Raw genomic sequence first — 13,410 nt, forward strand, 5'->3', positions numbered from 1 at the left:
AGAAGAAGATCGCCCAGTTCGAGAAGCGCGAGCCCAAGCCCGTCTGCGCCCAGCTCGTCGTCCCGGTCTCCCCGACCGTGACCCCGGGCGTGTGCACCCCGGGCTCGACCACCCCGAGCGACCCGACCGTCGAGGTTCCGACCACCGAGGGCATCACCTACGGTGACCCGAAGATCGTCACCGAGGGCCGCAACGTCACCGTCACCGTGATCGCCACCCGCAAGGACGGCTTCATCATCAACGGCGGCAACCTGCCCGAGGGCTGGGTCTACAACAACGACGGCACCGCCACCTTCACCACCACGGTGGAGCAGCCGATGTGTGACGCACCCACGCCGCCGACCCCGACCACCCCGCCGACCCCGCCGACCCCGACCCCGCCCGCCGATGCGGAGCCGGTGAAGCCGGTCGATCCGAAGGTCGTCCCGGGTGTCTGCAAGCCGGGGTCGTCGAAGCCGACCCCGCCGCAGGTCGAGGTGCCGAAGGTGCCGGGTCTCGTCTACGGAACCCCGTCCGTGACCATGCACGGTGGCAAGTTCAAGGTCACCGTCACGGTGACCCCGGAGGCGGGCAAGAAGGTCGGTGACCTGGGCAAGGGCTGGACCCTGAACCAGGACGGCACCGCCACCTTCACCCACGTCGGCTCCATGCCGATGTGCGGCAAGAAGCCGAAGCTGCCGAAGACCGGTAGCTGATCCGCTGACCAGCGCGTGGGGCCTGTCACCAGTCACGGTGGCAGGCCCCACTGCGTTGTTCACGCACCCTCGCCTCGCCGCCGGCGAACCGGATGGAACGGCGTCAGGATTGCAGCAGATCCAGCAGCGCTGGGAGAGCGGTGGAGGGGTTGGGACCGCGGCAGTTGGCTGACACAGTTCCCGCAGCCTTCGCCCGTTTCCGGGCCGCCTCGTGGTTGCCCACGGGGAACTTCCCGAGGAGGTTCTTGCCCTTCATCAGCTTCAGCGACGTCAGCCTGTCCTGGAGCTGTCTCGCGGTGGAGCCGGGCCTCCGCCAGTCCTCCTGGTGCCACAGCAACCACACCTCAAAGCAGGGATTGCTCACCAGCACCTCGACCCCCTCACGCCTGGCCAAGGCGAAGGCCTCTTCCAGGGTCGCATGCTCGTCGCAGTCGACGAGACACACCACCCAGTCGTAGTCACGCCGTGTGCGTTCCTTGACCGCCCGTTTCACCACCCGCAATGGGTCGGTTCCATCACCACACGCGGTGAACGTGGCGGCGGTTCGGGGAAGGACCTGGCGCAGCTGCTCCAGATACTGGATCTCGGTGACCTTTCCCTCCGTCACGACGAGGCCGTGCGGCCGTTCCCTCCGCTGACGTCGCCGCCTCACGCCGCCCCCTGACCGTCCTCCAGCAGCGTGTGGATGAGGCTGGGGGCCAGCCTCGGCAGCGCCCCGTAGCGACCTTCCAGGTACCGCTTGGCGACGTTGTCGTCCCGGTGCGTGGTGAAATCGGCCAGGGAGAACAGCTCCGTGGCCCCGTCATTCTCCTTCTCCGTGAACCAGATCTGCCCCTTCTCGAACCCGAGCTCGGAGAGGTTCGACAGCAGATGGGTGTCGTGGCTGGTGAAGAGCAGCTGCGCCCCCGCGGTGTTGAACTCCGGGTTCTGGAAGAACCCGATGAGGATCTCCGCCAGGTGAGGGTGGAGGCTGGCCCCGAGTTCATCGACGACGAACAGGCCGCCCTTCCGGAGCCGGTTGATGGCCGGGATGGCCAGCGCCAGCCAGGCCAGGGTGCCGTCGCTCTCCTCGCGCATGGTGAACGGCCCCGCGTCGCAGCCATGATCGAACTCCAGCCCGCGGATCACCGCCTCGACGGCGGGCTCGGGCAGCCCTTCCCCTTCCCCCAGCTCCGACGTCGACTCCTCGGGCGGGTCATCGATGTCCTGGACGAGGATCTGGAATGCCTCGCGGAACCGAAGCATCCTCTCAAGGAGGCTTGGTGGGAGCGCGTCCTCGCGCAGGCTGACCCCCCGGATGCCGACGTCCGCCATCCGCAGCACCGTCGAGATCATCTCGGGGGTCGATCTTCCCTCAGCGAGGTCGTCCACGATGGCCCCGATCCGGTTCCGACGCTCCTCCTCCCCCAGCGGAACGATCTCGACACCATCCAGCAGAGCACTCCCGATGGGGGCTAGCACATCGTGTTTCAGCGTGATGGCGCGACTGAGGAGCAGCTCCCGGGCCGCGACCCGGCCCATCGAGACCACCCCACGCCCGTAGGAGACCCGGTCGCTGGTCCGCTCGAACAGCACTCTGGGGCGGGTGCGCGGCACATCCCTCAGCCATTCCGCGACAATCCCCTCGTCGTCGACCTCGAAGCCGTAGGTGTGCCGCGTCCCGTCCAGGACGAAATCCAGTTCGTACCGGCTCGGCGTCCGCAGCGATCCGGCATCGAGCCGGAACGGGGCCCGAGGTATCTGCTTGCGTTCGAGCCAGGACGTGGCCGAGTACCGGATGGCGCTGAGCACGTACTTCAGCGCGTCGAGGACGGTGGACTTGCCGGAGGCATTGGCTCCGAAGAGCCCCGCCACGGGGTACACACTCGACTCCCACGTCGCCCCGGGGGCGGGTCGCAGCGTCCTCAGCTCGGGGCGGTTGAACTCGAGGACCGCCCCGTCGCGGATCGACTTGTGGTTCCGTGCCGTGAACGAGAGCAGCAGCATGCCTCAACTCTACACATCGAACACAATCAACTGCACAACAAGTCAAGATTTGAAGAAAATCACCAGATCAGCAGTCCTCAGGCACTCATCACGGCTCCACTGGCGGGAACCGGTGGCCCGGAGTCTCGTCCGGGACTCCTCCGTCGACCCAGCCCCGCGCCGTCAGCTCCGCCGCCAGGCGACGGCCGAGGGCCGCATGGATCGCCGTCGAGAAGTGGACGTCGTCACCCCGGTCCATCACCGACTGCGGGGTGCGGCCCTCCGCCCTGGCTCGCAGGTCGTCGTCGGTCGGGGTGATGCCCGCCGCCTCCAGGGCCTCCTCCCTGAGCCAGGTGCGGAAGTCGAAGAAGCGCCCCGGATGGTGCTCCAGCAGCCATGCGTTGAGACGCTCCGCCAGCTGCCACAGGATGTCCCCGGGACGGTTCGTCGTCGCCGGGCTCAGTCCGATGAACAGCACCCTGTCGTGCCCGGCCCAGTCCAGGAACCGCTGATGCGACGCAATGACATGGGTCGTGCGGTCGGGGCACACCGTCGTGCCGTTCGCCCAGTGGTTGTTCGTGCCGACGGAGTAGATCAGGACGTCGCCGCGCGAGTCCGGCAGCCCCGAGACGAACGGGACGAGCATGCCCACCTGCGCCGGGGCACCCGGCTCCGTCCGCTCGAAGAACCACGTGTCCCCCCTGCGCTCCAGCGTCCCCGCCACCCCCGCGAGGGAGCCCTCGTAGCGTCGCTCCTCGTGGTCGCAGGTCTGCGCGCACTCCAGGCGCACCTCCCCCTCGGCCGGGATGGTCCCGCCGACGGGCCGCACCCACACCTCCAACGACCCGCAGCGGATCCCCACACCGTCGGCCGTCTCCCCACACCGTCCCCGGTTCACGACCCGCACCGCGCCACCCAGTGCCTCCTCCAGCCTCGCGGGCCACGCCTGGGACAGGGGGAATATCCCGTCCTTCGATCCGCCCTCGGTAAGACTGTCACCCCAGCAGGTGATGCGGTGGCGGGACGGGGTCATCGGAACCTCCTAATGGTCGTGGCGCACTCGGCGACGATGGCTGGTCGCATCCTACGACCTCGCCCGGCCGGGAATCCCGCCCCGGGCGGAGGTGGTCATCCACCCTTCTCAGGTGTGCCGGAGCGCGACCCGTTCCACCTCCAGCGCAGCCATCTGACGTCGGTAGTAGGTCTCGAAGCCCTCGACCTCGATCGGGTCGGGGTGGACGACGACGGTCTCCGCCGACGTGAACACCCCGGCGAGGAACTCTGGCAGCGAGGCAGCACCCGAACGTGCGAACGCGGCGAGCAGGGCGATCCCCCACGCCCCACCCTCGGCGGCGGTCTCCCCCACCGCGACGGGAACCCGGGTGGCGGCGGCCAGGTGCCGCTGCGCCACGCCGGGGGTGCGGAACACGCCACCGTGGGCGAACAGCGAATCCAGGGCGACGGCGTCGTCCTGGAGCAGCACATCGAGCCCCACCCGCAGCGTCGCGAACACCGAGTACAGCTGGGCGCGCATGAAATTGGCCAGCGTGAGCTCGCTGTCCGGGGTCCGCAACACCAAGGGCCTGCCCTCCTCCAACTCCACGAGGTGTTCCCCGGACAGATAGTTGAAGGCGACGAGCCCGCCCGCGTCCGGCGCCCCGTCGAGCGACGCGGTGAACAGCGCCTCGAAGATCCGTCCCTGATCCGTGGGGACGCCGAGCCGCTCCGCGAACTGGGTGAACACCGACGCCCAGGTGTTGACCTCCGAGGCGCCGTTGTTGCAGTGAACCATCGCCACCGGGTCGCCGCCGGGGGTCGAGAGCATCTCGATGGCCGGGTGGGCCTCCGCCGGTGGGGTGTCGAGGACGATGAGGGCGAAGATCGAGGTGCCTGCGGAGACGTTTCCGGTGCGGGGGGCGACGGTGTTGGTGGCGACCATGCCGGTCCCGGCGTCGCCCTCGGGCGGGCAGGCGAGGCAGCCCGCGTGAAGGTGGCCGGACGGGTCGAGCAGGAGCGCGCCCTCCGGGGTGAGGGTGCCCGCGTCCGCCCCGGCCGGGAGGGGTTCCGGGAGCAGCTCGGTGACGCTCCAGTTCAGCCCCCGCTGCGCCGCCACCTCGTCGAAGGCCGCCACCGCGTCGGCCCGCCACGCCACCTGGGGGTCGAGGGGGAACATGCCGGAGGCCTCGCAGGCCCCGACGACGCGGCGCCCGGTGAGTCGCCAGTGGATCCACCCGGCGAGGGTGGTGATCCGCGCCACGTCGCGGACGTGCTCCTCCTCGGCGAGGGCCGCCTGCCACAGGTGGGCGATCGACCAGCGCTGCGGGATGGTGCAGCCGAAGAGCTCGCTGAGCTGCTGCGACGCGGGGCCGGTCATCGTGTTGCGCCAGGTGCGGAACGGCACGAGCAGCCGATCGTGGGCGTCGAGGGCGAGGTAGCCGTGCATCATCCCGGAGACGCCGATGGCGCCGAGCTGGGTCAGTTCGACACCGTAGCGGTGACGGACATCCGCGACGAGGGTGGCATAGGCCTCCTGCATGCCCGTGACGGCGTCGTCGAGGGAGTAGGTCCAGATCCGGTCGACGAACTGGTTCTCCCAGTCGTGGGCGCCGGTGGCGATGGGCTGGTGGTCCGGCCCGGTCAGCACCGCCTTGATGCGGGTGGAGCCGAACTCGATACCGAGGGCGGTCTCTCCGTGGACGATGGCGGCGGTGGGGTCGGTCGGGTTCGACATGGCGGCACTCCTCTGGGCGATGCCGAAAGCCTACCGGGGTGTCAGCGTCGCCGTCGGCTCTCCCGTTCAAGCCCTTCTTCCCCGCTGGTCGAGCCGGGACCCGGAACGTGGTGCAGGGGCCCGTGTCGAGACCCGGCGACGGTTTGCAGGGACCCTTGCGAAGGTCTCGACACGCTCGCTTCGCTGCGCGGCTCGACCAGCGGAAAATCAGCGAGCATCCCCTATCCGCGCACCCTCTTGGCCCACGAAGCGGACCACCCGGTCGGGCTGGGAGTCCCAGTGCCGGGACCACAGGTCGATGCCCTCGACGAGGCCGCGGTGGACGCTGGGAGCGCGCTCGGCGAGGTGGTCCAGGTGCTGAAAGCGGATGGTGAGGTCGGCCTCGAGCCACTGGAGGTCGCGCATGCAGTCGTCGAGCGCGCTCCAGTTCCCGCCGAAGTAGTCGGGGAAGGTGAGCGTTCGTGCCAGCAGCCGGAACAGCTGCTCCCGGTTGGGCACGTTGCGGACGTTGATGACGTACTCGACGGGGTCGGCGGCCCGGGGGCGCTGGGCGACTCGCTGGGCGTGACGGGTGAGGCCGTCGACGAACTCGGCGATGGCCCGGCGTCGTTCGACGGTGTTGCGGGAGAGGTACAGCGAGAGGTCGGGGTGCTCCTCGATGTGGCAGCCGTAGGCCTGCTCGTTGCCGAGGTCGCGCCCGTTCCAGCCGATGCTCTGGAGCGCCAGGGTGAGGTCCCCCGCGGGCAGGAACCGGTGCCGCAGCACCCAGGAGCCGGGCTCCTCGGCGATGACGTCCCAGTCGGCGACGTGGAGGGCGGTGCGGAGCGGGTCGATGCGCGAGGACACGGTCACGGCCTCCGATGGGCGACCTGCTGCTGGTCCATGGCTCTCCTTCCGTCCCCCGGGACGACGGTACCGGGTTCCCCGGCATGATGTTCGCGGGGACAACGTCTCGTTCTGCCGTCATCATGGATGTCATGTCTGCTTCCTCCGCCTCCTCGCCGGTCTCCTGTCCGCCCGTCGTCGTCCTTCCGGGGCTCCACACCGCGATTCCCACCGTCGCGGGGGATGACCGCACCCTGCTGCTCGACGCCGAGGGTGCCGTCAGGGAGGTCGTCGATGACACGCTCCGGGAGTGCGGGTACCGGCTGGACCGCCCTGAGGGAGAGGTGGTCGCGACGCTGCACCGCGACCTGTTGGTGGTCGCGGAGAACGACGGGTTGCGGTGCCGTGACATCACCTCCGGGGCGGAGCGCTGGGTGAGTCCGCTCCGGGCCGAGGAGGTGTGTCTCAGCCAGGACGCGACGCTGGTGTGGGTGGTGGAACGGTTGGATCCGGAGCACCTCGCACTGCACTGTCTGGATGCCAGCGACGGCGACACGATCGCGAGGGGGGCCCTGAAGGATCCGTTCTTCCCCTCCGTCACGCGACTGCACGCCGTCGCGGTCACCACCACGCCGGGTGCTCAGCAGATGATGCTGGACCTGGGCGGTGGGCAGGACGGCATCGGGTCGTGGCTGTTGACGCTGACCCAGGGCGTCGGCCGGAAGAAGATCCGGGCCACGGAGCTGTTCCCCCGCCAGGATCGGGCGCTGGTGGCGTGGTCGCCGTCGGGACGGCGGGCCCTGGTGTGGGACAACGACGACTACCGCCACCTCAGCTGCGACTGGGCGGGCGTGAAGCCCGTGGTCACCGTCGAGGGAGACCCGCAGGTCTTCGCCGAGGTGGAGGGGGTCGGCTTCTGGGAGACCTTCCTCACCGAGGACCTGGCGCTGGTGCAGAGCGGCGACGCACGCATCTGGGGCTTCGATCCGGCGGCCTTGACGCTCGGGCGCGAGCTGGAGGTCGAGGGGTTCCCGCCCGTCCCCGGCCGAGAGATCTTCGACGTCGACAGCGACGAGACGTACGCCCCGTTCCCCTTCCGGGACCGCAGCGGTCGGCACCTGGTGCTCACCACGTGGGCCAGACATGACGGGAACCGGCAGACCGTCGTGGTGCGGATCGAGGACATCGTCGCGGCCCTGGCGGTTCGCCTGCCTTAACGCGGGAAACAGGGCCTCGAGGCCGGACGCGGTGGGGCCGGACGGGGCGGGGCCGGGCGTGCACGAACCGCCGCTTCGCCTCCACGAGACCCTGATGTCAACGCTGCCATCGAAGCAGAACGGCGATTCGTGACCACAGAGGGCGCGGCACGAGAGGCGGGACGAGAGGCGGGAGGCCGGGCGACGTCGGGGACGTCCGGGCGGGACGCCGGGCCAGGCCCGGGCCCCCAGCGCGCGGGACGAGGGACGAGACGTGCACGAACCGCCGCTTCGCTTCCACGAGGCCCTGATGTCAACGCTGCCATCGAAGCAGAACGGCGGTTCGTGACCAAGGAGGGCGCGGGACGAGGGGGCTGACAGGGGGTTGGGGATCTGCCACGATGACCGGGTGAACCTCGCCGAGATCTTCGCCGCCGAACCGCCGCCGACCTCCGAGAAAGACCTCCACGACCTCATCCTCGCCCGGCTCGACGCGATGCCCACCGGGCGCACAGGCGTCGTCCAGGCGCTGAAGAAGGCCCTCCTCGACGACTCCGACGCCCGGCCCACCTGGCATCAGGCCACACCACGTCGCGAGTGGCACCAGCCCGGCCCCTTCCCGATCGGCTCCCCTCACGAGGGCGACGGCTGGGGCGTGGTGCTGCTCATCGAACTCGGCGCGACCCCGGCCCAGGTGGTGAAGGCCATCGGTCGGCTCTCCTGCGTGTACGGCAATGAGCGGCTCCGGCCCGACAGCGTCGCCGAGGCCCTCACCGCGCAGCCCCGCGACTGGGCGGAGCGGTTCGTCGCGAGTGCCGCCACGAAGAGCGCCCCGGCCGACGCCTGCTGGGCGGCCGACCTCCTCATCGAGCACCACCGCCTCCCCCTGCCGGAGTCCCCGACGTTGTGGATCAGCTGGCTGAGGGACGTGCCGGTCCCCGGCCCGGGTTACCGCTGGCAGGAGCGCCTCCTCATGGCCTGTCGCCTGCCCGACGCCCTGCAGAACACCCATGACGGCAGCATCGACGAGCTGGCCCCGCGCATCCGCGAGGCCCTCGGCGACGACCTCCGGGGCGACGAGCTCGTCGTGGCTCTCCTGGCGGTCATCGAACGCGGCGAGTTCCACGCCTGGCAGCGCAACGCGGTGGACTGGATCGCCGGGCTCGGCCTGGCCGACCTCGTGGCGCGGCACAAGGGGATCGCCATCCCGGCCGTCCACAACGCCCGCAACAAGGCGCTGACCTTCCTCGTCACCCAGCTGCTCAAGGCGGAGCTGACGGATCCGGAGCTGACGGAGGTCGCGTTGGCGGTGCTGTCGGGCACCAGCAAACCGCTGCGCCGCAAACTCCTCGCCGCCTGCGCCCGCATCACCCGCCCCAGCGACGAACTGGTCGCGATGGTCGACGTCGCCGCGGCCGACGACGACCCCGGCATCGCCCAGGCCGGGAAGGATCTCCTGGCCGCCTGGGGCCGTGACGCGACGACGACCGTCGTCCACGGGCTGTGGCGGGAACCCACCGGGGCCGCCCCCGAACCACCCGCCTGGGAACCACGGGTGCTCGACGAGCCGTCCCTCCACGAGACCCTCCTCGGCATCACGTGGAGCCTCGACCCCGAGCCCTCGGAGTTCCGGCTGGCCGAGCTCGTCATCACCGCCGCCGCACGCGGCCGTGACGTCGTCGTCGACGCCATCCGCGCCGACCTCGAAAGGCCCAGCAGCATCAACCTGTCCCTCTTGAGATTGCTGTGGCTGTGGGCCAACGACCACCTGGCGAACCCCCTCGAAAGCGACCGCCCCGGCGACCCCCACACCAGCTATCCCCTCGGGGAGCTCAACAACCAGCGGGTGCTCTCCCTGCTGGACGGCCTCGGCCGGGTCCCGACGGTCCTGTCCACCCCGGACGAGGCGATGATGCGGCTGTCCTGGCAGGCTCTCCAGGACCGCGTCGCCCAGTACCGCGACGCCGACTGCGCGGCCCTGGCAGCGGATGTCGCGGTGGCGCTGGGGAGGCTCGACCCTCACACCGCCCCTGAGGATCTCTCCCCCTTCGCCCTGCCCATCGAGGGCGTGGACTCCGGCCTCGACGAGGTGCTCGCCGCCTGGCTGACCACCCCCGCAGCTCCCCCCAGCCTCGAGATCCAGGACCCTCCCCAGGAGGATGCGCGCCCCCGCCTGGTGGCCCGCGGGAACGAGGCGACGACCCACCGCCTGCTCGGGCTTTCCACCGCCTGGGACGAGGACTACGACTCCGGACACAGCGGGACCAGCGGTGAGGGGGACTGGACCCTGGCGCTCATGCCGCACCATCTCCATCGCTTGGAGACCAACATCGTGGCCGCCAACCACGGGTTCTGGCCACCGTTCGAGGGGCATTTCAACCGAGTCGCCGAGGTGTCGTCGCGCTTCTCTCCCCTGCTCAGCTTCGCCGCAATCTCCTACGCCTCCGACATCGTCGCAGAGGGGCGGATCTTCACGGCTCGGACGTTGGTGGAGGCGTGGGACCGGGGCGCGGTCACAGCCGACGACCTGGTCCGGGCCCTCGACCACGACCTGCGCGACGGCTGGCCGCTGTCCCCGGCGAAACTCGCCGCCACGTGCAGGCAGGTCGCTGAACTCGGCGGGCTGGCGCTGGTGTGGCCGCTGCTCGTGGCCGTCGCGGAGGAGGTCGCCGGGGCGGAGAAACTGACGGCCGCCGTCGGCACCGTGCTGGAGATCGTCCTCGCCCTCCTGCCCGAGGTCCAGGCCGCCGGGGTTCCGGTCGCCCTGCCCACCGTCGCCACGCTGGCCGCCCGCAAGGGCAGATCCAAGGCCATCGCCGCCGCCCAGGCCCTGACGAAGGCCCTCCGATGAGCACCTGGCGGGCCGAGCGGTTCACCCAGCTGTTCGACGACGCCACGTGGCGCGACCTCCCCGAGCGGCTCGCAGCCCTCGACGACGACGAGCGTGCGGCTGCTGCCCGGGGCCTGCCGAAGGCGCTCCCGACCCTACGAAAGGCCGTTGACAAGGCCGGACGCCCCGACCGGGGGCTGGGCCTGCTCCTGGCCGTCATCAACCTCGACGGCACGGTGCAGCAGGCGATCACGTCCACCTCGTCGTGGTGGTTCCTCAGGCTCTCGCCGGAGCAGCTGGAGCTGGTGCGTCGCGAGTTGGCGGCTCGGGGCAAGGACTGGGTGGCCGCCTTCGTGGAGGTCGCCCTCGACGAGGTTGCGTTCGACCCGCCCTTCATCCGGGACCTGCTGGCCGACGTCGGCCTGCCGCAACCGCACCACCCGGGCCTCCTCATCGACCCCACCTTTCAGGCCGACTGGCCCAGCCCCGGCCGCGCCTGGGAACGCAACTTCCTTGCCACCTGCTCCTTCCTGGACCTCTTGACCGAGCCGTGGTCGTTCTTCGTGGAGGAGCGCGCCGAGGATCACCGGAGGATCCGTTCCCGTCTCGAAGATCTGCGGCAGGTCGAACCCTTGGACGACGAGGCGCTGGCCGCCGCGCTCGTCGGGGCGCTGGGCCGCGACAAGGACCCGCGTCCCGCCATCACCTGGTTGGACCTGCTGGACCTCGGGCACCTGCTGGGCCCGCACGTCGATCGGCTGCTGACGCTGCTGCCGCAGCTGTCCGGGGCTCCCGCCACCTGGCTGCGCACCACGCTGCTCGGTCTGGAGCTCGACGACGACCAGGTCAGCGTCCTGGCACTCGACACCCTCGTCAGACGCGAGAAGGGGCCGAAACTCGCGGTGCTGGAGCGCCTCCGCTCCCTGTCCTCCCCGACGGCGGACCTGACCGGAACCGTCGCCGCCCTCCTCGACGACCGATCCCCCGACGTGCAGCGGGCCGCCAAGACGCTGCTCGAGTCCTGGCAGGAGCCGGCGCCGACGACACCGGCACCGGAGCTGTGGCGCGCGCCGTCGGGACCTCCCGCGGTCGTCGCGGCCGCCGAGAGCCCGGAGCTCCCGGTCCTGCTGCAGGGACTCTGCGCCCACCCCCAACCGTTCCCAGTCGAGGTGGACCGGGTCCTCGACGCGCTGGTCGCCGCCGCCGACGACGACGGCGCCGAGCAGGTTTCCGCCCTGGTCAGGCAGGAGTTCGACGGGCGCCGTGCCGGACATCCGCTGTGGACGGTCCTGGACCACTGGAGCCGGGGCCGCGACCCGATGGCCGGGGTGCGGCTCGGCCCGTTCCAGCAGGTGGCGGCGCTGCGTGCGGCTGACGTCGTGGCACGGCTGGGGCGGATCCCCCGCCTGCTGTCGACGACCCACGCGGATCGGCCGTGGCTGGAGGTCAGCGAGGTCGCCGCGAGGGCCCGTGATTGGGCGGAGGCCGGGGAGCCCCTGATCCGCTCGGATGTCGCCGTCGCCCTGTCCCGGCTGGATCCCCGGGAGCCGGGCGAGTGCCCGGCGGTTCCTCTCGACGGCGGGGGCAGCCTCGCTGACGCCGTCGCCCTGTGGCGGGCCGACGGCTGGGAGGCGGCGGAGCGCAGTCTCGTCCCCGAGTGGGCCGGTTATGCGCCACCCACCCATTTCGGTTTCGAGGGGGAGGCGGTGTGGCTGTGTCCGGCGCGACTCGGCCCCGTCATCCGGCGGATCGAGGCGGACCTCGGTCAGGACCGGACCGGGGAGGCCGCCGAGCGGTGCGCGAGGGCGGTGGATCTGGCCCGCCCCATCACGGTGGCGCTGGCCGGGTGTGCGTTGCAGGTGGCGGCGGCCGTGCCCACCGGGCTGCGGGAACTCGTCGCGGCGGCCCTGTTCACGGCCTGGGATGAGGAACGCCTCGACGGGGCGAGCCTGGCAGCGGCCTGGCCGAGAGACGGCTCGCTGCCGGTGGCGCGGATCGTCTGGCTGCTGACCCGGATCGCGGACGAGGGCGGGCTGGCCGGGGTGTGGCCGCTCATGGCGGTGATGGCGGAGCAGGTCGCGGGGGCTGACCGGCTCCCACCGGGCACCGCGCCCCTGCTGGAACTGGTGGCCCGCCTGGCCCCGTCGGTCCCGGAACCGACGGAACTACCGAAGGTCACGGCACTGGCCGCGAGCGGCGCCAGATCGAAGTCGGCGGCAGCGGCCCGGGCGATCGTCAAGGCACTCCGGTGACCCCTTGGCCGCCTGAGCGGTACCGGCAGCTCGCCTCGTCGGGGACCAGCGACGAGTTGATGGCCACCATCGAGGCCCTGGGGCCGGAGGAACAACGGGCTGCATCCGCTGGCCTGGACCCTGCCATCCCCATACTCACGGAGTCCCTGCGTGAAGGGGCCTGGCTCAGTCCGCTGCTCGCCGTGCTGCTGCTCGATGGGTCTCCCCGGCAGTTCCTTCGGATTCTCGCGCAGGGTGGTCATTGGCTCGCCTGGGAACTTCACCACCACCCTGAACAGTTGGCTGTCCTCGCTCGCGTCGCCGTGGCTCGAGGAGCCACGTGGGGAGCCGGGTGCGTCGCCGACTCAGGACGACGCCATGACTCACATCACGTGGTTCTCCTCGACGAGCTGATCGTGGCCCACGACCTCGCGCTGCCTGTGCGTTCCAGTTTCTGGCGGGCCTGGCTGGGCACGAGGGAGCTGGCCGTGCCACGTCCACAGCGACGTTGGCAGGAGCACTACCTCACTGCTTGTCGCCATCCCGAGGCCTTCTCACAACTGCCACAGGAACCTTCCTTGGCTTCGATCATCGCTGAGGCGCTCGCGGCCCTCCATGCTGTAGAGCCCGTCGATCATTCGAGACTGGAGGCAGCAACCGATGAGGTTCTCAGTATGGTGCGACGACGAGACGCCCGACAGTTCGCCCTGACCTGGCGGAAGGCATTGACCACCTGGAGGAGCAGGCCCTTCGAGCCGGGGAGGAGCGACTGACGTCTGGAAGATGCACGCCCCGGGTCGAAGTCGGCAGCGGCCCGGGCGATCGTCAGTGTTCTCGCCCAGCGTGTCGAGGTGCCTCACGTAGGAATGAGCGCGAAGGGTGGGTTGGTGCCTCACGTAGTGTGAGCGTGAGGCTTGCGGTCATTTTGGGGTTCGGA

The 13,410-nt window shown here is 70.5% G+C and carries 10 protein-coding genes; 5 read left to right on the forward strand and 5 right to left on the reverse strand.

Annotation, left to right across the window (positions count from 1 at the left end; genetic code table 11):
- Positions 1 to 695 (forward strand): hypothetical protein (locus EII35_RS16050; RefSeq protein WP_395858260.1); only part of this gene is annotated, 695 nt, incomplete at its 5' end.
- A gap of 103 nt (positions 696 to 798) precedes the next feature.
- Here the strand turns inward: EII35_RS16050 and EII35_RS14610 are convergent.
- From EII35_RS14610 to EII35_RS14630, 5 genes are all read right to left on the reverse strand, one after another.
- Complete coding sequence (locus EII35_RS14610; RefSeq protein ID WP_125229199.1) at positions 799 to 1,347, reverse strand: RloB family protein; 549 nt, start codon at positions 1,345 to 1,347, stop codon at positions 799 to 801.
- Positions 1,344 to 2,681 (reverse strand): AAA family ATPase, encoded by a 1,338-nt coding sequence (locus tag EII35_RS14615; protein WP_125229200.1) that lies wholly within the window; start codon positions 2,679 to 2,681, stop codon positions 1,344 to 1,346. The genes EII35_RS14610 and EII35_RS14615 overlap by 4 nt, the downstream gene beginning before the upstream one ends.
- Positions 2,682 to 2,769: 88 nt before the next feature.
- Complete coding sequence (locus EII35_RS14620) at positions 2,770 to 3,693, reverse strand: SGNH/GDSL hydrolase family protein (protein ID WP_125229201.1); 924 nt, start codon at positions 3,691 to 3,693, stop codon at positions 2,770 to 2,772.
- 108 nt (positions 3,694 to 3,801) lie between these two features.
- Complete coding sequence (locus tag EII35_RS14625; RefSeq protein WP_125229202.1) at positions 3,802 to 5,391, reverse strand: xylulokinase; 1,590 nt, start codon at positions 5,389 to 5,391, stop codon at positions 3,802 to 3,804.
- Between the two features lie 207 nt (positions 5,392 to 5,598).
- Positions 5,599 to 6,237, reverse strand: coding sequence for a barstar family protein (locus EII35_RS14630; protein ID WP_221739779.1), 639 nt, complete (start codon positions 6,235 to 6,237; stop codon positions 5,599 to 5,601).
- A gap of 131 nt (positions 6,238 to 6,368) precedes the next feature.
- Between EII35_RS14630 and EII35_RS14635 the strand changes: the two genes are divergently transcribed.
- From EII35_RS14635 to EII35_RS14650, 4 genes are all read left to right on the forward strand, one after another.
- Positions 6,369 to 7,433: a hypothetical protein gene (locus tag EII35_RS14635; RefSeq protein ID WP_125229203.1), complete on the forward strand. Its 1,065-nt coding sequence runs from the start codon at positions 6,369 to 6,371 to the stop codon at positions 7,431 to 7,433.
- Between the two features lie 388 nt (positions 7,434 to 7,821).
- Complete coding sequence (locus EII35_RS14640; protein WP_125229204.1) at positions 7,822 to 10,263, forward strand: hypothetical protein; 2,442 nt, start codon at positions 7,822 to 7,824, stop codon at positions 10,261 to 10,263.
- A complete protein-coding gene (locus EII35_RS14645; protein ID WP_125229205.1) occupies positions 10,260 to 12,494 on the forward strand; it encodes a hypothetical protein in 2,235 nt (744 codons plus the stop codon). The genes EII35_RS14640 and EII35_RS14645 overlap by 4 nt, the downstream gene beginning before the upstream one ends.
- The gene (locus EII35_RS14650) at positions 12,491 to 13,246 is read left to right on the forward strand and encodes a hypothetical protein (protein WP_125229206.1); all 756 of its coding nucleotides are present in this window, start codon (positions 12,491 to 12,493) and stop codon (positions 13,244 to 13,246) included. The genes EII35_RS14645 and EII35_RS14650 overlap by 4 nt, the downstream gene beginning before the upstream one ends.
- Positions 13,247 to 13,410: the final 164 nt, after the last annotated feature.

The organism is Arachnia propionica, from assembly GCF_003932785.1.
Taxonomy (GTDB): Bacteria; Actinomycetota; Actinomycetes; order Propionibacteriales; family Propionibacteriaceae; genus Arachnia; species Arachnia propionica_B.

Excerpts from the sequence above, each read along its gene's own strand:
- EII35_RS14615 (WP_125229200.1), bottom strand. The coding sequence starts at position 2,681 with ATGCTGCTGCTCTCGTTCACGGCACGGAACCACAAGTCGATCCGCGAC.
- EII35_RS14620 (WP_125229201.1), bottom strand. The coding sequence starts at position 3,693 with ATGACCCCGTCCCGCCACCGCATCACCTGCTGGGGTGACAGTCTTACC.
- EII35_RS14625 (WP_125229202.1), bottom strand. The coding sequence starts at position 5,391 with ATGTCGAACCCGACCGACCCCACCGCCGCCATCGTCCACGGAGAGACC.
- EII35_RS14635 (WP_125229203.1), top strand. The coding sequence starts at position 6,369 with ATGTCTGCTTCCTCCGCCTCCTCGCCGGTCTCCTGTCCGCCCGTCGTC.
- EII35_RS14645 (WP_125229205.1), top strand. The coding sequence starts at position 10,260 with ATGAGCACCTGGCGGGCCGAGCGGTTCACCCAGCTGTTCGACGACGCC.